General features: G+C 50.0%; 21 protein-coding genes and 1 tRNA gene. 10 read left to right on the forward strand and 12 right to left on the reverse strand.

All coding sequences use genetic code 11. From position 1 onward, the window contains the following. Positions 1-46 precede the first annotated feature (46 nt). On the reverse strand, positions 47-1,492 hold the full coding sequence (locus GA004_RS03300; protein WP_283395872.1) for a sulfatase: 1,446 nt from the start codon (positions 1,490-1,492) through the stop codon (positions 47-49). Positions 1,493-1,714: 222 nt separating this feature from the next. On the opposite strand from GA004_RS03300, the gene GA004_RS03305 reads away from it, so the two are divergent. The 3 genes from GA004_RS03305 to GA004_RS03315 all read left to right on the forward strand — a co-directional run bounded on the left by GA004_RS03305 (position 1,715) and on the right by GA004_RS03315 (position 3,737). Further along, entirely contained in the window at positions 1,715-3,148 is a 1,434-nt protein-coding gene (locus GA004_RS03305) for an arylsulfatase (RefSeq protein ID WP_283395873.1), read from the forward strand. A 16-nt stretch (positions 3,149-3,164) separates the two neighbouring features. Next, positions 3,165-3,329 carry a hypothetical protein gene (locus tag GA004_RS03310; protein WP_283395874.1) on the forward strand — a complete coding sequence of 55 codons (165 nt, stop codon included), beginning with the start codon at positions 3,165-3,167 and terminating at the stop codon, positions 3,327-3,329. A gap of 72 nt (positions 3,330-3,401) precedes the next feature. Further along, entirely contained in the window at positions 3,402-3,737 is a 336-nt protein-coding gene (locus tag GA004_RS03315) for a DUF2959 family protein (RefSeq protein WP_283395875.1), read from the forward strand. 80 nt (positions 3,738-3,817) lie between these two features. Here GA004_RS03315 and GA004_RS03320 read toward each other — a convergent pair whose 3' ends face one another. From GA004_RS03320 to GA004_RS03350, 7 genes are all read right to left on the reverse strand, one after another. Next, positions 3,818-4,228: a hypothetical protein gene (locus GA004_RS03320; RefSeq protein ID WP_283395876.1), complete on the reverse strand. Its 411-nt coding sequence runs from the start codon at positions 4,226-4,228 to the stop codon at positions 3,818-3,820. A gap of 41 nt (positions 4,229-4,269) precedes the next feature. After that, entirely contained in the window at positions 4,270-5,250 is a 981-nt protein-coding gene (locus tag GA004_RS03325; protein ID WP_283395877.1) for a metal ABC transporter permease, read from the reverse strand. Positions 5,251-5,424: 174 nt separating this feature from the next. Further along, positions 5,425-6,891, reverse strand: coding sequence for a metal ABC transporter permease (locus tag GA004_RS03330; protein ID WP_283395878.1), 1,467 nt, complete (start codon positions 6,889-6,891; stop codon positions 5,425-5,427). Continuing rightward, complete coding sequence (locus tag GA004_RS03335) at positions 6,888-7,712, reverse strand: metal ABC transporter ATP-binding protein (protein WP_283395879.1); 825 nt, start codon at positions 7,710-7,712, stop codon at positions 6,888-6,890. Before GA004_RS03335 ends, GA004_RS03330 begins: the two co-directional genes overlap by 4 nt. A gap of 52 nt (positions 7,713-7,764) precedes the next feature. Further along, positions 7,765-8,706 carry a metal ABC transporter solute-binding protein, Zn/Mn family gene (locus GA004_RS03340; protein WP_283395880.1) on the reverse strand — a complete coding sequence of 314 codons (942 nt, stop codon included), beginning with the start codon at positions 8,704-8,706 and terminating at the stop codon, positions 7,765-7,767. An 86-nt stretch (positions 8,707-8,792) separates the two neighbouring features. Further along, on the reverse strand, positions 8,793-9,566 hold the full coding sequence (locus tag GA004_RS03345) for a class I SAM-dependent methyltransferase (protein WP_283395881.1): 774 nt from the start codon (positions 9,564-9,566) through the stop codon (positions 8,793-8,795). After that, positions 9,566-10,438, reverse strand: coding sequence for a TrmH family RNA methyltransferase (locus GA004_RS03350; RefSeq protein ID WP_283395882.1), 873 nt, complete (start codon positions 10,436-10,438; stop codon positions 9,566-9,568). The genes GA004_RS03345 and GA004_RS03350 overlap by 1 nt, the downstream gene beginning before the upstream one ends. A 232-nt stretch (positions 10,439-10,670) precedes the next feature. On the opposite strand from GA004_RS03350, the gene GA004_RS03355 reads away from it, so the two are divergent. The 7 genes from GA004_RS03355 (at position 10,671) to GA004_RS03380 (ending at position 18,745) form a co-directional block, all read left to right on the forward strand. Further along, positions 10,671-11,300: a thermonuclease family protein gene (locus tag GA004_RS03355; protein WP_283395883.1), complete on the forward strand. Its 630-nt coding sequence runs from the start codon at positions 10,671-10,673 to the stop codon at positions 11,298-11,300. A 205-nt stretch (positions 11,301-11,505) separates the two neighbouring features. Then, a tRNA-Ile gene (locus GA004_RS03360) sits at positions 11,506-11,581 on the forward strand. Positions 11,582-11,633: 52 nt separating this feature from the next. Next, entirely contained in the window at positions 11,634-11,837 is a 204-nt protein-coding gene (locus GA004_RS18110) for a GIY-YIG nuclease family protein (protein WP_425492923.1), read from the forward strand. 387 nt (positions 11,838-12,224) lie between these two features. Then, on the forward strand, positions 12,225-13,421 hold the full coding sequence (locus GA004_RS03365) for a glycoside hydrolase family 5 protein (RefSeq protein WP_283395884.1): 1,197 nt from the start codon (positions 12,225-12,227) through the stop codon (positions 13,419-13,421). Between the two features lie 376 nt (positions 13,422-13,797). Continuing rightward, complete coding sequence (locus GA004_RS03370; protein ID WP_283395885.1) at positions 13,798-15,471, forward strand: PQQ-dependent sugar dehydrogenase; 1,674 nt, start codon at positions 13,798-13,800, stop codon at positions 15,469-15,471. A gap of 262 nt (positions 15,472-15,733) precedes the next feature. Further along, positions 15,734-17,233 carry a sulfatase gene (locus GA004_RS03375; protein WP_283395886.1) on the forward strand — a complete coding sequence of 500 codons (1,500 nt, stop codon included), beginning with the start codon at positions 15,734-15,736 and terminating at the stop codon, positions 17,231-17,233. Positions 17,234-17,290: 57 nt separating this feature from the next. Next, on the forward strand, positions 17,291-18,745 hold the full coding sequence (locus tag GA004_RS03380; RefSeq protein WP_283395887.1) for a sulfatase: 1,455 nt from the start codon (positions 17,291-17,293) through the stop codon (positions 18,743-18,745). Between the two features lie 273 nt (positions 18,746-19,018). Here GA004_RS03380 and GA004_RS03385 read toward each other — a convergent pair whose 3' ends face one another. The 4 genes from GA004_RS03385 to GA004_RS03400 form a co-directional block, all read right to left on the reverse strand. Continuing rightward, positions 19,019-19,492, reverse strand: coding sequence for a dihydrofolate reductase (locus GA004_RS03385; protein WP_283395888.1), 474 nt, complete (start codon positions 19,490-19,492; stop codon positions 19,019-19,021). Positions 19,493-19,514: 22 nt separating this feature from the next. Beyond that, a complete protein-coding gene (locus GA004_RS03390; RefSeq protein ID WP_283395889.1) occupies positions 19,515-20,315 on the reverse strand; it encodes a thymidylate synthase in 801 nt (266 codons plus the stop codon). Positions 20,316-20,395: 80 nt separating this feature from the next. Beyond that, entirely contained in the window at positions 20,396-20,632 is a 237-nt protein-coding gene (locus GA004_RS03395) for an RNA-binding S4 domain-containing protein (protein ID WP_283395890.1), read from the reverse strand. Between the two features lie 46 nt (positions 20,633-20,678). Beyond that, positions 20,679-22,067 carry a S41 family peptidase gene (locus GA004_RS03400; protein ID WP_283395891.1) on the reverse strand — a complete coding sequence of 463 codons (1,389 nt, stop codon included), beginning with the start codon at positions 22,065-22,067 and terminating at the stop codon, positions 20,679-20,681. Positions 22,068-22,139 lie beyond the last annotated feature (72 nt).

Here is a 22,139-nt window from a genome sequence, read left to right on the forward strand (position 1 = left end):
TGCCAAGACGGTGATGGAATCAAGTCGACTCTGCTTTTGTAAGATCCTAGTTTCCATTGTAAGTGGGGTTTGGAGTCGGGATCCGGGCCAAGGTTTTTTTCTGAATAGAAGCGAGTTTGGCCAACAGCTCTTCCAGCTTCTCAGGATGAGATTTGGCGAGATTGTTCTGTTCTCCAATGTCATTACTCAAATTATAGAGTTCAGCCTCTCCGTAATGATAAAACTGGACTGCTTTCCAGTTTCCCACTCGAATCGCGGCTCCGGGCGTCCACATGGACCCGTGGTAGTGAGGGTAGTGCCAATATAGAGTGTCCCGCTCCACGGTCTTGCCTTGAATCGGGTTGACCAAGCTGACCCCATCCTTGTGTAGTTTGGGCATTAATTTAAAGCCCGCTAGCTCAAGCATTGTAGGGAAATAATCCATACTAATTGCCGGAATGTGAGAGATAAGACCTGCCTTGCTGACTCCGGGAGCCCGAATGATCAGTGGAACCCGTATCCCGCCCTCGTAGCACCATCCTTTTCCGGCTCGTAACGGCAAAACTGATGTGGGCCCTGGAGCCGCTTTCGTGGCAAGACCACCGTTGTCAGATGTGAAAATGATCACTGTGTTGTCATCGAGACCTTTGGCGTGAAGCGCGTCCAAGATGCGGCCAATATTTTCATCCATCGACTTTGCCATAGCGGCGTATTTTGGATCATTTTGTCGAGAGCGTGTTTTACCGTCTCGCTCCACGATGGGGTCAGCGGACCCGGTTAGCGTTTTTGCTTTTTCTGTAAAATAGGCGTCGTACTTATCGGCACCTTGTATGGGGGTGTGTACCGTGTAGAACGACAAATAGAGAAGAAATGGCTTGGAGGCGTCGCGGTAGTCGAGGAACTCGATCGACTCATCCGCGAGGCGGTCCGTCAGGTAACGATCGTCCGGTTTATCCTCAAGTCGTGGGTTGTTAAAAGGAGCGTAGTAACCTCCGGGGGGGCTGCCCTTGTGGTGGCCTCCTTTATTGAAATCGAAGCCTTGATCTTCGGGGAAGTGGCCTTCGTCTCCAAGGTGCCATTTGCCAGCATAAAAGGTCTCGTAGCCTTTCCTTTTGAATGCCTCGGCCATAGTTGTTTCTTTCAGGTCTAAGTTGTCTCGATCTTCAGGAGCGATTAGCTTGGGATTTTTTGCGACCGCTCCGGGAATCCAATCGGTGATGTCGACTCTGGAAGGGTATTGGCCGGTCATGATGGCGGCTCTAGTGGGAGAGCAAACAGGTGAGGCGGAATAGGCATTGGTAAAACGCACTCCTGACGTGGCCAGTGCGTCGATTCGCGGCGTCTCGTAGAAGTCGCTTCCATAGCATCCAAGATCCGGCCATCCGAGATCGTCGATCAGAATAAAGAGAAAGTTTGGCTTGGAAGGCGAATCGGCTGCCTGAGCGACATCGGTCAAGGCAATCGCCAATGACGCTTTGGCCATTAGAAGGATCTGATTTTTTAGCGTTCTCATGGGCATAGGGTTAAAAAATAGGGTCAGTGGGATCTAGTCGAAATTGCGGGGTTGATGTATCTTCGATGGATAATCGAGGGGCAATCGTATTTCTAGAGCCGCTAATTGGGACTATTAGTTACTAGTAACAATCCCCTAGAGGAATGAAGAGATTTGGACAAGCAACCCTTGCAACTTTCTTTAGAAGGCTTCTACATTGCCCTTTCTTATCACTTGTATCCTATGCGACGTTTCTTTTTGATCAGTCTTATCGTTTCCGTGTTTTTTGGTTTCGTGGGAAGCGTTCAAGCCGGAGACCGACCCAACATCGTCTACATTCTGGCGGATGATTTGGGTTGGGGGGATCTGAGCCTTTATGGCCAGAAGCACTTTGAAACCCCAAATATTGACAGAATTGCGAAGGAGGGAATCCAGTTTATGCAGCACTATTCGGGTAGTACTGTATGCGCTCCCTCCCGCTCGTCTTTGATGACTGGATTACACACGGGCCGCACGCCGATTCGCGGCAACTTTGAAGTGCAGCCTGAGGGACAAATGGCGTTGCCGGCGGAATCGGTGACGATTGCAGAGATTCTCAAAGATGAGGGGTATGTAACGGGAGCCTTTGGAAAGTGGGGGCTAGGATTTCCTGGCTCGGAGGGTGATCCTGTAAATCAAGGGTTTGACGTATTTTTTGGATACAACTGCCAACGTATCGCCCACAACTATTACCCTTACCACCTTTGGGAAAATGACGATCGCCTTATGCTAGAAGCCAATGAGGGTACGCATGAAGGCGTATACGCTCCGGAGCTCATACAGGAAAAGACACTCGACTTCATCGAAGAGAACAAGGACAAGCCTTTTTTCTGTTTCGTTCCACACGTCATCCCCCACGCGGAACTGTTCGTTCCTGAGCGATATATGTCCCGCTTTAGAGGGAAGCTCCTGCCGGAGAAACACTACGAAGGAACAGATGATGGACCCAAATATCGAGTGGGTGGATACGGCACGCAACCTGAGAGCCATGCGGCGTTTGCGGGCATGATTGCGATGCTGGACGACCATGTAGGGCAAATTCTGGATAAACTTGGCAATCTTGGAATTGAGAAAAACACCTTGGTTATTTTCACATCGGACAACGGGGCACATAGCGAAGGAGGGGCGGACCCAGATTTCTTTAATAGCAACGGTCCTTACAGAGGTCTCAAGCGGGACCTTTATGAGGGGGGGATTCGCGTACCGATGCTGGCACGTTGGCCCGGAAAAATTACGGCTGAATCAAAAACAAGACATGTTTCCGCTTTTTGGGATGTGCTACCCACGGTTTGCGATTTGACCGAAACCGAGACTCCAGAGGGAATCGACGGCATTTCCTTTGCGCCCACGCTTCTTCAGTCGGGGGAGCAGCGGAAGCACTCGCATTTGTATTGGGCTTTCCATGAAAAGGGCGGCCGGGTTGCGATACGAAAAGGGGATTGGAAACTCGTGAAATACAACGTGGACAAGGATCCAGATGCTAATTGGGAATTGTATGATCTTTCTATCGACATCAGTGAGTCGCGAAATGTCGCTTCTCGGCGTCCTGAATTGGTGCGAGAACTAGCGGAACTAGCGGAACAATCTGAAATTCCTTCACCCGTAGAAAAATTCAGGTTTCAAAATCCAATCAACTAGCCAAGTAAGAATTGCCATGAAACACCTTTGTTTTGTGTCTCAAGCATCCCTCCTGCTATTCGTTGTAGCCCTCTTATCGGAGACAGGTTGTCAGTCTATTTACTGTGGAGCGATGGAGAAAATGGGTACGCATAAACGTGATATCCTAGTTGAACGAGTAGAGGAGGGGAAGGAAGCCTAGGAGGACGCGAAAGCACAGTTTGCCAGTGCGTTCGAAGAGTTTGTCGCCGTATCCAATGTGGAACTAGGGGATTTGAAAACGCTCTTCAAGGAATGGGAATCCGAGTTAGGGCAATACACTAATCAGGACCTGCAACAAGGCAGCGAAGATCAGATGAATCAAACCAAGGTTCTGTATTTGAAGTTGATCGGCGCGATGGAAGGGGTTGCTGAGAAAATGAACCCAGTGCTCGACGCATTTCGGGACCAGACGTTATTTCTCAAACACAATCTGAATTCGCCGGCAATCGCGGCCTTAAACAAGATAACTCTTGGAATACGTGGTGAAGTGGACGCTTTGATACAACAAATGTCTCAATCGGTGGAAGAGGCGAACTCATTCATCGCTAAGATGCACGCAGGCCAATAATCGATTCAGTTATGGTCGGATAGCCCCGCGCTGGGTGGCGGATAGCACTAGGGCGTGGTGATATTGTGGGGGTTAGGAAACTATTTCAGTAGTCCCAAATATTTCTCCTTGTTACCAATCATAACGGCGACAATCAGCGCTACAAAAACAAGTGCTCCCGCGGTGTTGGCGGGATCTAGTGTAAGATGAAACATGAATGCGTTATAGGCGATCGGGTCGATTAATACAGTGGCCAACCCAACGGCTCTGCCCGTAATTAGAAGAATAGCGGATAGGATATAGATCACCCCCATTGTTTTAAGGATGTATGAACCCTCGATTACGGTCATGTACTGGGCAGCGAATCCTTCAAAAGCAGGAAAATCCATAAAGCCGATGAACTTGTTGAGGCCGAATACGAATATGCCGAGGAGATAGCGAGCGACGAGGAATACTTTTTTCGTAGTTTTGGGAATGAGGGGTTTAAAGATGTGTCCCGGGGGAACGAACACGATGTCCGAATGATTGAGGGGGTGAAGTTGGGAAGGCTCGCCTACTTCTCCTCTCGGCTGAAATTTAGAGCTGACTCCTCCATAATCTGCCTATTTCGGACGAGGGTAGCGATTAGCCCTCGCTGGGGTGCGAATGCCCAAACAATCCCAAAAACGATTCCCGCGATTACCGTCATGCCGCCGGCAATCGAAGCGTTTAGCCAAGTGGCCAGATGAAATCCGAGTAATGAGTAAGCTCCAGAAATTACGGTGGAAAGCGCGAGGGCGATGGGAAGTCGGTCTGTGAGCATCAACGCGGTGGCCCCGGGAAAGATGATCATCGCAATTACGAGTACCACTCCAACTGATTCGAATGAGCTCACGATCACAATGGACAGAAAAAGCGTGAGGCCGTACTGGTACCGAGTGGTATTGATACCGAGAGATGCGGCAAGACCGGAATCGAATGAAGTAACGATCATCTCCTTGAAAAAGGCAAATAGAAGGACGATCGCTATTAGGGTAATAATCGCCATTCGGACGACCGGTTCGGGCCCAATTACGATTCCACCGAAATAGGTAATATCCTGAAGTGGAATGAATCCAAGTTCTCCATACAAAACGCATTCAGCATCTAAATCCACTTCGTCTGCAAAAACGGAAATGAGTATGACTCCTACTGCGAAGAGACTGGAGAATACGATCCCGATAGCAGCGTCTGGTTTAATTCGAGAAGTGTAGCGGATCGCCTCGATTAGAGCGACTGTAACCACGCCAGCCGCGACCGCGCCTAGCATCATTGGAAGGGTATCCCGTGAATTGGTGAGGAGGAAAGCCAGAGTAATGCCTGGCAAAATGCTATGACTAATGGCATCCCCCACAAGTGCCATGCGTCGGAGAATTACGAAACAGCCAACAAGACCACAGGTTCCGGCTACAAGGAATCCCATTAGAACAATCCAAAACGAATTTACTGCGTACTCGCTCCAGGGCTGAATAAAGACTGTGTGCCAATCAAAGGCTGGGAAAAATTGTTCGCGCACGGTCTAAAGCTGAAGGTTTAAAAAATAAGGTATCCCCGTGGCAAGCCCGAGGCAGTTTAAGGCAGCAACGGTAGGGTTGCTTATCCCTAAGCAGTCGAAACGATTGCGTCGGGTCTGTAGCGAAAGCAGCCCTGTAATGGATTCGACGGTGAAGCATTCTGTCATTGAACCACTTTAAGCAATTACCTGATCCCTTCTGGGAATAAGACGTCCGTGGGGATCGTGGATCGGATTTTCGAGTCGGTCTTCTAGGCGTTTGATGATTCCCTCGCCGATGAGGTGCTCGATCTCTTCCGCGTCGTCATGAACGTGGTCGCTCTCGTAGCTAGCGGCATTGGTCAAGTAGAGTTCCCAAAGTCGATGGTTACGGACGATTTCGCAGGCGCGATACCAGCCTTCTTTGGATAGTCTGAATTGGGCCTGACCGCTCATCGAAGGGGTATTCGAATCGACGATCCACTCAGCCATATCTGCTTTCACGAGATTGCAGATTTCCCTTTCCGTTGCGGGCAAGTTTGAATTTCGTTCGACCGCCAGTTCGGCAACCACGAACTCCTTCCGCTCGAAGTCGGAATTTTCACAAAGGTAGAATACGGATTTGAGGGTATTCTCCAATGCAATACGCTGCCTTTGTCTTTTTCGCCGTAATGTCTTGGTGAGGAATCCGTGCCGTGGACCAAAGAAAAGAGCGAGGACGAAAATGAGCGTTGCCCCGAGGACGATGAGAGGCCCAGTCGGTAAGTTGTTCGATAGGTAGGAAATGAAAGCACCTAGAACGCCCGAGAGCATTCCAAATCCCGCGGCGAGAATCAGCATCCAATGCATTCGATCGGTTAAGAGGAAAGCGGCTGCGGCTGGAGTTATCAGTAATGCAGAAACGAGTACGACTCCGACTGCTTGAAGCGATACGACAACCGCGAACGCTAGCAATGCCATTAGTGCGTAGTGCAATACTTGGACGGGCATCCCAATGGCCTGAGCGAAACCTGTGTCGAAGCTTATGGCTAGAAACTCCTTATAGAATAGTAGAACCAACACGACTGTAAGTATAGAAATGGTGCCCAGCAGTTGGATGTCTCCACCTGAGAGAGCGGCAGCCTGACCGAAGAAAAACTTGTCCAGGCCAGACTTGTTTCCCATCGCCATATTTTGGATCATAGTGGTCATGCAAATGCCGAGTCCATAGAATCCGGCGAGCACCATTCCCATCGCGCTGTCTTCTTTTAAGTGAGTCGTCTGTTTGATCCAGCCAACAAGCGCCACTCCGAGGATTCCCGCTGCGGTAGCTCCAATAAAGATAGCCCACGGGTCCTTAGAGGCGTTCCAGAGAAAACCCAAAGCCACCCCAGGCAGAACCGCATGGGAAAGGGTATCGCCGAGAAGGGAAAGTTTTCTTACCACTAGGAAGCTGCCAAGGACGCCGCAACAAAATCCGATGAGAAGTGTTCCCAGAACGGCTGTTCGGACCACGGGTTCTTCTAGCAACAAAAAATCACGAGCTTGCTCGGTCCAGCTCGTTTCCGAGATTTCCCCGATCTTGGCGGCGTTACCGATTGCGGAAGTAGTGAGGATTCCGAATATGGAGAAGGCAAGCCGTTGCTTCCTGCCATTGGAAACGGCGTGTGGCAATGCCCCTCTCATCGCAGCAAATCCTCTGGTGTGTCGCCTTCCGCTTTTTTGCGAGCCCGGCTCAAGGCGACTTCTGAAAGGATACTCAATCGACCGCCATAGGCGTTTTGGAGATTCTCAAAGGTGAAAACATCTTTGGTGTTTCCGTAGGCCACCACTCGCATATTCAAAAGTAGAATACGATCGAAATAGTCCGGGGCCGTTGTGAGGTCATGATGTACGACGATGAGCGTCTTCCCCTGCGACTGAAGTTCCCGTAGAATTTCAATTATCGCGGACTCTGTGGCCGCATCGACGCCCACGAAGGGTTCGTCCATCAAATAAAGGTCGCTCTCTTGAGCCAGTGCACGTGCGAGGAATACCCTCTGCTGCTGTCCGCCAGAGAGGTTTGAAATTTGGCGTTTAGCATAGGGAGCCATCTTCACTTTCTCGAGACAGGCCATGGCGATATTCTTGTCCGATTTGTTGGGACGTTTGAATGGGCCGAGACGTCCATATCGACCCATGAGCACGACATCCAGTGCGTTTACGGGAAAATCCCAATCGACCGACTCGCGTTGTGGCACATAGCCCACTCGTGTGACCGCCTTCTTAAAGGGCTCTCCAAAAACCTCAACCCATCCACTCGCAACCGGTAGCAACCCCATGATGGCCTTTATTAGAGTCGACTTGCCGGCGCCGTTGGGCCCGACTACGCCGACAAAAGAACCCTGGGGAACCTCTAGATCGATTCCGTAAAGAACGGGTCGTTTGGTGTACGCAACCGTTAGGTCGTGAATTTCCAAGGGAAGGGTAGATTTTAGGCGAGGATCGTTGGCGGGCAAGGCGGACATGACGATTACGGCAATTGTGTTTGAAATAGGATTCGAGGCCGGGGCGAGAATTTTACTTCAGTGCCTCGGCAATCGTAGTGATATTGCCTTTGACCATTCCCTCGTAAGTTCCGAGATCAAAAGAAGAGCCGTCGGCTGCTTTTCCCATGTGTCCCTTGGAGCCCATTGCGTCAGAAAAAAGCTCTCCACCAATTTTGGCTCCAGAGTCTTCGCTGATGCGGCGTATTGCAGCGGGCGATACGCTGGACTCGACGAATATTGCCTTGATTCCCTTTTGCTTGATGAACTTGCCGATTTTCACGATATCAGCCAGACCTGCTTCGCTTTGGGTGGAAATCCCTTGAACGCCGATTACGGTAAAATCGAAGGCCCGGCCAAAGTAGTTGTAGGCGTCATGACTCGTAATTAGGAACCGTTCCTTGGGCTTGACCTGGGCCATGTATTTTTGACCCCACTTGTAGTAGCTCAAATAGGTCGCTCGAACGGATTCACCGCGCTTCTCGAATTCAGAGTCATGAATCGGATCGGCCTTGGACAAGGCGGCCACCACGGTATCGACACAAAGAGCCCAGAGCCTAGGGTCGAACCACACGTGCGGATCGTAGTGTCCTTGAAATTCTTCGGGCTCGAGTAGTTTGTCCTCGGGGATGCTCTCGGTTACTGCATAGACTAATTTTCCGCGGCGTCCCATTTTGACCAGAATGTCAGCGAGCCGACCTTCCAAATGAAGGCCGTTGTACAGAATGAGATCTGCGGATTGCAGCGTGTTAATGTCGGATGCGGTCGCTTTATAGAGGTGAGGGTCTACACCTGGGCCCATCAGACCAGTGACTGTGGCGTATTCACCGGCGACCGATTCTGCTAAATCAGCCACCATAGTCGTTGTTGCCGCAATGCTCAATGGCTTATCCTTTGCCTTCAAAAGGGACCCGGAGACCGCTAACAGAAAAATCACCGCCAAAGCTGAAAGCCTAAAAATAGGAACACTTTTCATTAATTAACGGATTTAGGCCGATTTTGGGAACTGTCAACCCCAAATTTTATATGGCAAAATATATACTTTGATTAGTCAAAATAAGATTAGGACCCCTTCTGTGCGATATAGAGATAGCTCTTCCAAGCAAGACCCGCTGCCGGAAAATCTTGTTGATCCAACACTTCGAGGCTGCACTGCTCATGCAAAAAAGGTGCCAACCGATCTCGGTGAATGGCGTTCATCTCGAAAAATGATTCGCTGCGAATAAACGGGAGAATTTTCGCTATTCGCTGTTTGAGTACTTTCAGTTTGTAGAAGAGACGCTTCTTTAAAAGCCGGAATGGTTTCTGGTTTTCGGGATAATCCGGGTCGAGATGGCTGGGGAGTTGAAAAACGAGAAGCCCACCAGGTTTCAGAAGTCGGCTGAATTCCTTGAGGTATTCCCGCGTATAGCGAGGAGCGATATGCTGGAACACGATCGCGGAATATATTAGATCGATCGATGCGTTCTCAAGCCAATGGAGTCGTGTAGTGGTATTCTCGATAAATGTACAGTTAGGTCCTCGTTTTTTTTGAGTGGAAGCGAATTCGACCATGCTGCGGGAAATATCGATTCCGTAACAGGTTTGGAATCGCTGGGACAAAGGGAATGTTAGCCTTCCCACGCCGCAGCCAAAATCGATCGCCGTGCCTCCACCCAAGGGTTTGCCTAGCTTGTCCAAGCGAGATTCGAGATCGTCAATCACGGTGCGACCGGTAGCGTAGAATTCCTCCAAGTCCCACTTGCCGCCGCGTTTGGCGTCGTCGGACAGCACCGTCCATAGCGGGTCTTCTGCCGCGAGTGATTCGAAATTCTCTTGTAGCTGATGGAGATTCACTAGGCGAGGTTGCGTTGCCGCACAGCTTCGAAGAGCGTTACCAGGGTAGCCATGGCAACGTTCAAGGAGTCTGCCTGGCCAGCCATGGGAATACGGGCCTGTTTCTGGCATGCGTTCAGCCAAGTCTCAGACAACCCAAACTGCTCGCTGCCCATAACGATGGCGATAGGTCCAGTCATATCGACTTCGGTGTGGTAGGTTTGCGTGTTCGGGGTTGTCGCAACTGCCTGAATACAATTATTGGTAAGCCATTTGATCGTCTCCAGAGAGGAGGTCATGACAGTAGGCATGGAGAAAAGTACGCCTGTAGAAGAGCGGACTACATTGGGGTTGAAAAGGTCGGTCACGGGATCACAGCATATTACTGCGTCTACACCAGCAGCATCGGCCGAACGCAATATAGTGCCAAGGTTTCCCGGTTTCTCTATCGATTCAGCGATCAATAGGAATGGGGGATTGCTCAACTTAAGCTCATCGAGGTAATGGCTCCATTGATTGAATACGGCAAGGATTCCCTCGGGCCGGTCGCGGTAGGCAACTTTCTCGAAAGCAATCTTCGTCAGTTCAAACAGCGTGGCTCCTTTCTCTTTTGCTTCCGCAAGAAGAGTCGGCTCGTTCTCCCCAAGGAACCAATCGGGAGAAAAATAGACCTCTTCAGGTACACTCCCTTTTTCCAGTGCCCGGCTAATTGCCCGATATCCCTCAGCGATAAATACCTTCTGGCGATCTCGGGGCCGGCGGTTGCGCAGCTTGACCAAGTTCTTGATACGAGCGTTTTGGAGACTGGAAATGACTTCAGCGTCTAGCATGGGTGCGTTACCCCCACCGGTTTTGGGCAGAGTTGAGTTTATGCCCAAGTTTGGTTTGGGCATGGATTTAGAATCGAATCGAGTCGGATTCGTCAAGGGTTTGGTCAGACCGGCCGACCACAATGGATTAAGGCGGATGACGCCATACCGCATTGGGGTGTGTTTGTCAGAAAAGTATAAGCGATTCGCGATCTGAAGGGGATCACCTCGATATGTTGTAAAAAAGCGGTATAAGTAGGCGACTCCCTCGTTAGCGAGTAAAGCCAAAGCTTTAGGTAGCGTCTCTATATTTGATATGCTAATGGCACTTCTATCCATTGCGGCGCTAGCGGTTCTCGCGGTGTATTTCGTTCTGAATCAAAAGAATGAGACGCAGGAGCGCATAGGGACCGTTAAAGAGATCCTAAACAAGGATGCGCTTTTCGTGGATTTCGATGATCGCCGATCCAACGTGGTAAAGTTGTTTGGTTTGAAGATGGCCAGCGAAAGAGAAATGCTTGATGAGCAGATTTTCGATCTCCTTTACAATGAAGTGAAAGGAAAACGGATCCGGGTGAAACCCGTACGCGTGGACACGGGGGAGATTCTAGTTTCGGAGATCTACTTGATGGCAGACGAATACCTGAATGAGATTTTGATCCGCCAGGGATTCGCTCGTTGGAATCCGTCTGAAGCCGCTAATGACCGTCGACTGTCCGAAGCCCAGGAAATGGCGAAGATGCATGATCAAGGCGTGTGGAACCCCACCGTTAAGCAGTTGGCAGCAGAAGAAAGCCACGAAGCGGAATCTTATGAGCAAGAGATTGAGGGCGATTCTGCAGAAGAGGGCGATCGGGCTGAAAGCGAGTCTTTCGTATCGGCTGATTCGGAAGCCAATCGCGAAAGGATTGCTACTGGGGCTGAAGCGAAACCGCATCTCGAATAGTTTAAGATTTGCATTGATTGCCTCGATTCAGTCCCAATCTTTTCTGGGCGGACCTGTAGCTCAGCGGTTAGAGCAGCCCCGACTCGTCGGGGTTGGTCTTGGGTTCAACTCTTTAGGTCGCTATAGAAAACGGATCACCAAAAGTGCCGAATGAAAACTTGCCAATGCGGTTTTGGGCAGTTTTATTCCTTTTTCTTTTTTGAGCGGGCCTGTAGCTCAGCGGTTAGAGCAGGGGACTCATAATCCCTTGGTCGTGGGTTCAAATCCCTCCGGGCCCACCACCTCGCTATGGTGTTTGTGCATATACTACAAGGAACGAGCGGTCGCCACTAAATTGGCTCGACCCAAGATGTTGAGAAGCGACTCGAACGGCACAACTCAGGAATAGTCTACTCCACGAAGTGTATCGGATTTCCGCTGAAATTGATCGCATATCGCACATTCGACTCCAACGCCGAATCCCCAGCCGTTGAAGTGATGCTCAAACACTGGAGGAATTTAGCGAAAGCGACAGCTTTTCTGAGTGAAACAATTTAGACCAGCCTCGACTGGTCGGTGTTGGTCGTGGGTGTCAGGCCTTCTCGGCTGGTGCCTCGTGAACAAACCCCTCCGGGCTTATCAGCTTTCGCGTGGTGCAAGCCGAAGACGAGATCTGTCAAAGAGAATTCAGACTATTGGCACCTTTGAAGGTTGCTCCCTTCCAAGCCAACTTGTGAGCTTATCGTGTATCTGGCGATTTTTCGGTTCTTGGGTAAAGGTAAACCATAGTAGACCGGATTTCGTATCCTCTTGCAAAGAAGGTGGGGCGGGGCCGGCGGCACGAGGTAGAATCGAAATTCCGGATTCTGTCTATAGTTGGCTAATCGCCATCTTTCATCTATAAAATTGTTTGCTGGATGTCTATCGTCAGGCAGAGTGTGGCTAATGACTGGTAACAAGACAATAAAAGCAATCGCGATTATTGCTCTCGGTTTGGCAACTCAGCTTATCGAAGCGAATCCTAAACTCGCATTTTGGGACGAGCAGAGAAAGGGAGCTAATGGCGGTGCAGAAGATGGATCGCCCGAATGGTTCGAAGCTGCGCACACGACAGGAATCGAGTACATCCGTTTGAGCCCAACCAGCATGAAGTCGGATAGCCGTGATTTTTTGATGGGAGATGCGGACGCGTTTTTTGGGATTCCGGAGCGAGATTTGGAAATGCTGGTCGAAGTGCTGGATCGGGCGGATGAAGCAGGTATCAAGATTGTGCTGACGACTTTCAGCTTGCCTGGGCACCGCTGGCGTCAGCACAACGACATGGAATTCGATTTTCGCTTGTGGAACGACCACGCGTTTCAGGACCAGGCGATGGCATTCTGGCAGGAGCTAGCGTTTGAACTAAAGGATCACCCGGCAATCGTTGGCTACAACATTGTCAACGAACCCCATCCGGAAAGAGAAGCGGGGTTTGAGGGCGATAAAGCAGTTGGATTTGAGCAGTGGTTGCGAAACAATGAAGGCGGCATCGCTGACTTGAACCGTTTCTACGTCCAAATGTTTGCTGCCATCCGAAGTGTTGATTCGCTTACGCCGATCATGGTCGACAGTCGGTTTCATGCGAATCCTGCCGGCTTTGCCACCTTGAAGCCGATCGAGGACGAAGCGGTTTTGTATTCCTTTCACTACTATGAACCGTGGATTTTCACGACCTTTCGAGTGAATAAGGGACGCTTTGCCTATCCGGACCGAATGCCGACTGGGCACGGTGATGAGACCGAATCTTGGACGATTGAGAATATCGCATTGCTAATGAAGCCCGTGCGTGATTGGGCGGATAAGCACGGGATTCCAGCCAACCGGATCCATTTTGCCGAATTCGGCTGCGGTCGAAAAGTGGAAGGGGCGCAGCAGTACCTTTCGGACGTGATTAGCCTGGCCAACAAAGAGAACTGGCACTGGGCCTTCTACTCCTTCCGGGCTGGCGGATGGGATAGCATGAACTACGAGCTAGGTATGCAAAAATTGAATTGGAAACAGTGGGAGGCTATCGAAGCCGGGACCCAAGGATACAGCGATTTTATTATCGAAGGCGAAAACCTGCTTTGGGAAATATTCGAGCGGGAGTTCGAACCGAAGTAGGTAGAAGGAGTTTGTTTAACAGGATCCGGCCCGCTCCTAGGACCTCGATGATGGCTCGGAAACTGAAGCAACTTCCCGAGTTTCGATCATGCAATCTCGAAGCGTGATCAAGTGAGGGAGGGACGAGCACATCCTGTTAAATCTATGTCCTATTGTCCCATAGGGACACCCATTTCCGTATTTATTAAAATTTCAGAGTAACCTCTTGGGGTGGCTCTTTTTTGTGCCCAGCTTAGGTAAATAATAATCTCCTGTCCCTCATCTACGGATTTTGCTCGCGCATCCGCCAATTAACAGGCATAGAATCCATATCGTAGAAAAGGGAGCCAACGCAACTAAGAAAAGCAAGAGCTGGGCGAGGATCTTATTTATATTATTGATCAGCTTAGCTGTTATCGCTGCTGCCTTGATATATGGACTATTAGTCGGTAAATATGAGATTTTTCCTTATAAAAATATCAAAAATATATATAAGGAAATTCGTGTCCGAAACATAATTCCGGATCTTCGAAAAACGCTCGATCCACCCGCCTTTAATGGGATGATCGAGACCAACTTACTCCGATTTAAAAAGTTGCTTTCTAATTCCGCCAACCCAGGGAATTTGGCTGGCTCTGGCGGGGGTATTTGTGAAGTTTTTGGCCGGGTAATTGGTGTCGACAGTCAGGGCCAATTTTTCGAGTATAAAAAAGGTGGGGACATTAGCGCTTTAGATATTTCACTACCGAACAACTATGCTTCGTTTGAATCCTACTTATCTCAAGTACCAGATGCAGAAAATGACTGGCGCGGCGAACATATCCGAAAATATTTCAGAGTCCTCGGCATTAGAGCGAAGGATTTCGACGGCTCCGCGCATATCTTCGTTACGTATTCCTTTTGGCATGAAGAGCAGAAATCAAAATCAATTCGCGTGGCTCGACTAGTACTAAAAGATTTTCAAGATTATTCTGCCGCTGTAGAAAGCGTTTCATCAGACCGTTGGGAGGTCTTATATGATAGCAGCCCACTAATTCCCTTTTCCCTCAAAATCGGCGCCTCCTGGGAGGTGCCCTTTAATACGAATCACTCCGGCGGAGGAATGGCACTCGACGGCGAGAACCACTTGATTGTCGGAATCGGAGATCACAATTACGATGGTATTTACAACGTTCCAGCTCCTCAAGATGATGTCAGCAGCTACGGCAAGATCGTCAGAATTAATCTTACAACTCTCGAAAGTAGTCAACTGGTCAAAGGGGTGAGAAACCCACAAGGAATATTTTTCGATCGCTATAAAAACCTTTGGTTCACCGATCAGGGTCCCAAGGGAGGCGACGAGCTTAATCTTGTCGAAACCAATGCCAATTACGGCTGGCCATTGGTGACATATGGCACTCAATATTTTGAACACCAATGGCCACTTAACAAGAAACAAGGTCGTCATGAAGGATTTGTGGGCCCCATTTTTGCATGGGTCCCCTCTATCGCAATTTCAGGTGGTATAGAAATTAAGGACTCTCCGATTCAATGGGACGGAGACCTGCTCGTAACATCTCTGGTCGCAGCACAGCTGTTAAGACTGCGACTTGTTGATGGGAAAGTAAAACTTGTTGAGCCCATAGATCTGGGCTATCGAGTGAGAGATCTTTTGCAGATGAGCGATGGCACTTTTCTAATTTGGACAGACACCACGGCTTTTATTGAGCTGACGCCCAGTGACAATGAAATAAAAAAAGATCTCTTTGCAGGTTTGGTTTCTGATCAGGATAAACAGCTGAAGTTCAGAGAGTTAATGAGTGCTTGTCGACAATGCCATAGCTTCATTGGTAATTTCGATAAAAATAAATTGTCACTATGGCATGTTGTCGGTCGGGAAATAGCTTCTACAGGCTATCGAGGCTATTCAGATGCCCTTAAAGCTCACCGTGGTAGCTGGACCAAAGACAATCTTCGAGCTTTCTTGCGCGATTCATCGCAATTTGCTCCCGGTACGAGCATGCCGAGTTCACGAATAAACGATGAGGAAATGTTAGACTTAGTCGTTGCCTTTTTGGAACGATTGCAATGAACCATCTTACGTTTACATTTCACTAGGTAGCTCAAGCTCGAGCCGGCGGTTGGTAGGTATCATGTTCTGATAGGGTCAACTACCGCGATAGGGTGTGTATTTGCTTCGCTCGTTGATGCGTCTCCATATCTAATCCTCGGTACAATACCGATAAGGAACAAGCACTGCGTTGTTAAATTTTGCTGTTGAAGTTCATATTCCATAGGCGTTTGTGGAAACTGATCGCTTGATTGCCAGAGACCTGACTTTAAGCTACCGCGTTATGTCTAGTAACTTTTCGATCTTTGCCCACATCCAGACAACTATCCTATTTCTTGTTTCTGCCGTGTTCGCTTCTGCGGCCGACAAAGCGAACGTGCTGCTCCTTCTGGTAGACGACCTGAAACCGACTTTGGGGTGCTATGGAGACGAGGTCGCCGTCAGCCCGAACATAGACCGGCTGGCAGCGATGGGAATGCGATTCGATTTAGCTTACTGCAATCAATCTGTCTGCATGGCGTCGCGTTACAATTTGTTGCTGGGTAGCCGGTCTTCGTCGACAGGATTCTATTCGTTTGGGACCCAGTTTCGCGAGGTATATCCGGATGCGATTACGTTGCCCCAGCATTTCACCAATCATGGCTATGTGGCCCATTCCATGGGGAAGGTGTTTCATATCGGTCACGGCAATACAAACGATGATGCCTCCTGGAGTGTGCCGCACCTAAAGGACAAAGTGATCGAGTATTTGGTACCGGAAAGCAATTATCGTCAGCTGACCCGGGAAGAGGCGCTCTTCACAAATGAGTTCAGCAAACCGATCCGCAGCCTGCCGCGTGGAGCAGCCTGGGAAAGTCCTGACGTACTCGATGAAGCCTATGCCGATGGACGGATTGCCACTCATGCTATTGACCGTCTGCGTTCGCTATCCCAGGATTCGGATCAGCCCTTTTTCCTCGCCGTAGGATTCGTGCGTCCCCATTTGCCTTTTTCAGCACCCAAAAAGTATTGGGATATGTATGACAGGGATTCTTTGCCAATGCCGGAGTTTGAGGAGGCTCCGGAAGGAGCACCGGAGTTTGCCGTCAAAAGAGGAGGGGAGATAACGGCTTTCAAGCCCGTCCCAACGGATACGGTTGTTTTTCAGGATGATCTTAAGCGTGACTTGATACACGGCTACTATGCGAGTGTCAGCTACATGGATGCTCAGTTGGGTAGAGTGCTAGACGAACTAGAGAAGCTCGGGCTCGATGATAATACGATCATCCTTCTGTGGGGAGATCATGGATGGCACTTGGGAGATCATGGATCTTGGACGAAACACTCGAATCATGAGCAAGCGAATCGGATCCCCATCATCATTTATGCACCAGGTGTAACTAAATCAGGGACAAGTACGCTTCAACTAGCGGAAACCGTGGATATTTATCCGACCTTGTCGTCCCTGGCCGGGCTTCCTCAACCGGCAGCTCCGCAGCCAATTGATGGAGTGGATTTGACCCCGGTTCTTGAAAAACCAAAAAAACGTATACGTGAGTATGCCTACCATGCGTACAACAGAAGAGGCTACTTGGGAAGAGCGATAAGAACGGAGCGTTATCGCCTGGTCCAATGGGAGCCTCATTCTGTCGGGAAGACCGAGTATGAGCTTTACGATTACGAGAAGGATCCCTTGGAGACCAGAAATTTCGCAGATTCCAAACCGGATGTTCTCGCACGCATGATTAAGCTTTTAGACCAAGAACCTACGGCCAAGAAGCAAGTAGAGAAAAGACAGAGGTAGGGCCATTCGGGTAGTTTTTGATCGCTGCGAGCTGGGTCTCTCCTTCTCATGGCTTTCATGCTTCGCTTTTCAGTTCTAATCTTCTTTGCCTCGTTCGTCTTCGATTGGGGTGGATCACTCTCGGCCTCCAAGCCGAATATCCTTTTTATCGTTAGCGACGACTTGACCGCCTGTTTGGGATCTTACGGGAACGAGATTTGCCAAACGCCAAATTTGGATCGGCTCGCAAGTGAAGGCGTTCAGTTTGATAGGGCCTACTGTCAGTATCCGGTTTGCGGGGCGTCTAGAGCTTCCTTTATGAGTGGGCTTTATCCCAAGCGTAATGGGATGATGGGCAACAGCTACACACTTGGCAGCTATCGAGCGATGAATCCGAAACTGGCGGATCACCCCAGTATTGGGGGCGTCTTGCGGCGTAATGGATATGTGTCTTTGCGAGTTTCAAAGATCTATCACATGGGTGTTCCCGGAGGTATTGAAGCGGGTGAGCCAGGTGGAGATGATCCAGATTCATGGGATCGAGCGATCGACGTAATGGCGCCTGAAACGGCTAGTCCGGGAGTCCTTGAATTACTTTCGCCCAGAAGAACCCACTACGGATCGAATTTTGCTCGAATCATCGTTCCGAATGACGAAATCGAAACTCAAGCGGACGCGCTCACCGCGACACAAGCGATTGCGATTCTAGATAGCCGGGCGCGTGGGGGAGAATTCTCTAAGTTCATTCGCCCTGAAGAGCCCTTCTTTCTCGCAGTTGGATTTGTGCGCCCGCACGTACCGCTAGTCGCGCCGAAGTCGATGTTCGATCTGTACGATGAGAACAGTATCCCGCTGCCATATGTCCCGGAAGGTGACTTGGACGATCTGCCGGAACCTGCAGCTGCCATGGCCAATGAAGGGCGTTATTGGCTGACTGAGAAACAGCAGAAACAATCGATTGCCGCTTACTACGCGAGTGTTACCTACATGGATCAGCAAGTGGGAAGGTTGCTCGATGCATTAGATCGATTGGGTCAGCGTGAAGATACTATCGTAATTTTCACCTCGGATCATGGATACAATTTGGGCGAACACACCATGTGGCAGAAATTGAGCCTATTTGAAGAAAGTGCCCAAGTGCCTCTCCTGATCTCCGCCCCTGGTTTTGAGAAAGCGGCTGGGAAGAAAGCCCAAGGTCTGGTTGAGCTGGTGGACTTGTATCCAACTCTCTTGGATCTGGCGGGGCTTAAGGATAAAGCTCCCGCCAATCTGGATGGGATCAGCCTTCGGCCACTGCTGGATAACCCAGATTCCAAAGGGAAGAAGAAATTGGCGTATACGGTTACTCGAAGTTCCGGAGAATCAATCCGCACGGATCGCTATCGCTACAATCGCTGGGGAGAGGAGGGCGAAGAGCTCTATGACCACCAGACGGACCCAAAGGAGTTCACGAATCTGGTGGGAATGGAGCAGCACTCGGATACGCTCAAGCGCATGAGAGCTTTGTTGGAAGCAAAAAACGAGGAGTTTTGAATTAGCGGTTGGATTTATTTCCGTGCGGGATCGCCCTGTGGCGTGAGCTTGGAGAGTGTATTCACCAAGAATCATTCTGCATTCGCTAAGGCTTGTTAACATCGGCCTGCCGGCCTAGTGTCCTCGCGTTGCGAGTTTAATGGGTTTCCGCATGACGGGAAATAGGTGTTGTCAGTTAAACCTATTGGCCCGAGGGCCCACCTATTTGCTCCGTAGGAACAACTAGCGAAGCGATGTTAATTTCAGCTTTTGGTTTCGCTTCTGCGAGGCCCATTATTTCCGCAGATACTTTCGTATTTGGAATTCGGATTCGTCTCTGATTACTGAATCGAGTTGGAATTGGTCTTCGAAATCCGGGAAGAAAGCATCACCTTCGACCTCTCGCTTGACTAGGGTCAGGTACAGCTCTTGGCAACGGGATAGTGCTTGTCGGTAGATCTCAGCGCCGCCGGAAATCCAGATGGGATCAGGGTAGTCTCGTTCGTCAATTGCTTCAAGACCGTCAAGAAGGTCTACACCGTCGGGTAAACTGGGCTGAGATCGGCTAACAACCGCGGTCTTACGGCCAGGGAGAGGCCGGCCGATGCTGTCCCAAGTCTTACGTCCCATGACAAGTACGCCTCCCATCGTGGTTTCTTTGAACCACTTAAAGTCTTCAGGAATTCGCCATGGGATTTCGCTACCGTTTCCGATGACTCGGTTTTCGCTCATCGCGGCAATCGCTCGCCAAGTTTGGTTCTGAGTCATGGATATCAGTCGAACCTAGGTCTTAAACGGAAATCGGTGCTTTGATACTGGGATGGGGATCGTAGTCTACCAACTCAAAGTCATCGAAAGTGAAGTCCCCAATATTTTTGATATCCGGATTGATAAGCATGGTGGGCAGTTCTCTGGGATCGCGTTCAAGCTGGAGTTTGGCTTGATCCAGATGATTCTTATATAGATGGAGGTCTCCGAATGTATGCACGAACTCTCCCGCTTTCAAATCACAAGCTTGGGCGACCATAAGAGTCAGTAGCGCGTAGCTAGCGATATTGAAAGGAACTCCCAGAAAAAGGTCGGCACTCCTTTGGTAGAGCTGGCAGGACAGTTCGCCCCGTTCTGTATCAACATAGAATTGGAATAGGCTGTGGCAGGGAGGGAGGGCCATCAAATGAAGTTCGCCAGGATTCCATGCACTGACCATGAGTCGTCGGCTTGTGGGATTGGTCTTTATCTGGTCTATGACCTGCTCGATCTGGTTGATGCTTCCCCCTTCAGGTGTCTTCCAGTCGGTCCATTGGGCCCCGTAGACCCGTCCCAAGTTTCCATTCTCATCGGCCCACTCATCCCAAATGGTAACCCGGTTGTCGTTGAGATACTTTACGTTGGTATCACCTTTGAGGAACCAGAGCAATTCATGGATGATTGACCTCAGGTGAAGTTTCTTGGTGGTTAGGCAGGGAAATCCGTTTCGCAGATCAAATCGAGATTGAGCCCCAAAAACGGAGTAAGTTCCGGTTCCGGTCCGATCGTCGCGATAGTGCCCGTTGTTGAGGACGTGTTGCAGCAGGTCGAGGTATTGCTTCATGAATAGTTCAAAATTGTTTATGCTCTAGCTCTTAGCGTCGATGAAAATTCGATCCATCGCTGAAATTTGTGTGGCAGCTTCTATGAGGCGGTTGGCCCAGCGACCAAATACGAGCTTCCTTGATATTCGATCGTGTCGCCATGGGAGATCTTTCGACGTTTCCGCGTTTCGGTTTCCCCGTTCACTTTGACTAGCTCGTTTACGATGATCTGTTTGGCTTCGCCGCCGCTGGGAACCAGTCCTTCGAACTTTAGAATTTGGCAGAGTTCAATCACATCTGATTGAATCGTTATGGTGGTTGGCGAAAGGGAGGACATGCGATAGCCAACAGAGACCTCGCGAGCGGTTCTGTCGACAGGAAACCTAATTTCGATCCGAAGATTCGAGAATGAGCAAGTCCCGCTCTACGATAGCTGAATGCTCTTCGAGCTGTCCGGTAGCTTGATTTTCTCTCAGAACGCGTATTTCAACTTCTGATCCCGGGGTGCCGCGAAGGAGTCCGACGATATCCTGCATATTTCTACCGTAAAGATTGTGAGGGTCTTTGCCGGAGTCCTGTGCTTGTACGATCAAATCTCCTGCTCGGAGATCGGTTGAAGCGAGTCCTCCTGTGGGCATGATGTCCGAGATTTTAGGAAAGCCGCTTTCCAATTTTAATACAGCTCCGATTCCCTTTGGGGTGTTTTGGTATACGGCTTGCATGCCCGTGTCTCTCTCCTCGATGTCGGCAAGACTTTCTACCCAATCGAGAGCCTGGTCGGTCCCCTGTGCCGCAAGGGACGCCGATATCGCCTCGATTGCTAAACGCCGGTCTTCAGGATCTGTGAAGGTATCCAAAGATTGGATCATAGCATCCGAATCCTTTTGAGCCCAGCTATTGAGAATTTGATCTGCGGCGTTGGCGGGAAGGGTGTCCGGGTTTTCGGAGTACCAATCCCAGGCGCTTTTCGGATCCTGATTCGACCAATTGTTGACCAGGCTGTCTGCGAATCGGGACTTTTCCCAATCGGTCCATCCCTCGGCCATGGCTAATGTTTTGGTAGGATCGAAGTCGGGCATCAATGGGGAAAGTCGCGCTACGATCTCGGTTCGGCTTGGATGGCTGGAAAAGGCTTCCATCCAAGCGGAGTCGGTCGCAGGATCGGTGGACGATCGGGCTAGGACCGAAGCGAGTTCGGCTTCCAGTCCGTAACGCCCTTCAGATAAGCCGAGCACCCGCCTCAGCCGTCCCTCTTGCTCGCTCTCAGGAAGACTCTGGTCCACCGCCCATTCGCCCACCAGGGCCTTTAACGCGAATTTGCGAGTCGTACCTGCTTGAGCGATTGCGATGGTTAGGGCATCCCGAGGTGAGCTGTTTTCGGCGATGAACTTGAATAGTCCAGCGACGTAGAATATCTGTTCTCGCGGACTCATGGACTCCGCCTTTGAGAGAGCAGCATCGAAGTCGCTCTTTGCCTCCTCATAGCCGATATTCCTGAAGTCGCTCGCCATCTCACTGACTCTATTAGATCGCTCGCGTGGGTTGAATAGGGAGTCATTCTGATCCGAAACGCTGGGCTGAGGTTTCGGAGAGATTGCTTCTTCTGGTTTCGGTGGGGCGATTGTAGAAGGAGATCCGGTTCCCTCACTGGCTATTTCTACCTTCTTAGCTCCTTGTTGGTATCCGAGGTAGTAGAGACCGAATCCTAATGCGATAGTCAGGATGGTTAAACCGATAACACGTAGCCTAGATTGAATGGAGATAGATCTCATGAGCACACGCTTTCTTTAAGCGATCCTTGGTTTAGTCAGTCCTTTTCAATATTTGTGCCGGAACACGGTTCA

This window comes from Candidatus Pelagisphaera phototrophica, from assembly GCF_014529625.1.
Taxonomy (GTDB): domain Bacteria; phylum Verrucomicrobiota; class Verrucomicrobiia; order Opitutales; family Opitutaceae; genus Pelagisphaera; species Pelagisphaera phototrophica.

Bases quoted from the DNA above. Each gene is read 5' to 3' on its own strand.
- GA004_RS03300 (WP_283395872.1), bottom strand. From the start codon at position 1,492: ATGAGAACGCTAAAAAATCAGATCCTTCTAATGGCCAAAGCGTCATTG.
- GA004_RS03305 (WP_283395873.1), top strand. From the start codon at position 1,715: ATGCGACGTTTCTTTTTGATCAGTCTTATCGTTTCCGTGTTTTTTGGT.
- GA004_RS03310 (WP_283395874.1), top strand. From the start codon at position 3,165: ATGAAACACCTTTGTTTTGTGTCTCAAGCATCCCTCCTGCTATTCGTT.
- GA004_RS03330 (WP_283395878.1), bottom strand. From the start codon at position 6,891: ATGAGAGGGGCATTGCCACACGCCGTTTCCAATGGCAGGAAGCAACGG.
- GA004_RS03335 (WP_283395879.1), bottom strand. From the start codon at position 7,712: ATGTCCGCCTTGCCCGCCAACGATCCTCGCCTAAAATCTACCCTTCCC.
- GA004_RS03340 (WP_283395880.1), bottom strand. From the start codon at position 8,706: ATGAAAAGTGTTCCTATTTTTAGGCTTTCAGCTTTGGCGGTGATTTTT.
- GA004_RS03350 (WP_283395882.1), bottom strand. From the start codon at position 10,438: ATGCCCAAACCAAACTTGGGCATAAACTCAACTCTGCCCAAAACCGGT.
- GA004_RS03355 (WP_283395883.1), top strand. From the start codon at position 10,671: ATGCTAATGGCACTTCTATCCATTGCGGCGCTAGCGGTTCTCGCGGTG.
- GA004_RS03365 (WP_283395884.1), top strand. From the start codon at position 12,225: ATGACTGGTAACAAGACAATAAAAGCAATCGCGATTATTGCTCTCGGT.
- GA004_RS03375 (WP_283395886.1), top strand. From the start codon at position 15,734: ATGTCTAGTAACTTTTCGATCTTTGCCCACATCCAGACAACTATCCTA.
- GA004_RS03380 (WP_283395887.1), top strand. From the start codon at position 17,291: ATGCTTCGCTTTTCAGTTCTAATCTTCTTTGCCTCGTTCGTCTTCGAT.
- GA004_RS03385 (WP_283395888.1), bottom strand. From the start codon at position 19,492: ATGACTCAGAACCAAACTTGGCGAGCGATTGCCGCGATGAGCGAAAAC.
- GA004_RS03390 (WP_283395889.1), bottom strand. From the start codon at position 20,315: ATGAAGCAATACCTCGACCTGCTGCAACACGTCCTCAACAACGGGCAC.
- GA004_RS03395 (WP_283395890.1), bottom strand. From the start codon at position 20,632: ATGTCCTCCCTTTCGCCAACCACCATAACGATTCAATCAGATGTGATT.
- GA004_RS03400 (WP_283395891.1), bottom strand. From the start codon at position 22,067: ATGAGATCTATCTCCATTCAATCTAGGCTACGTGTTATCGGTTTAACC.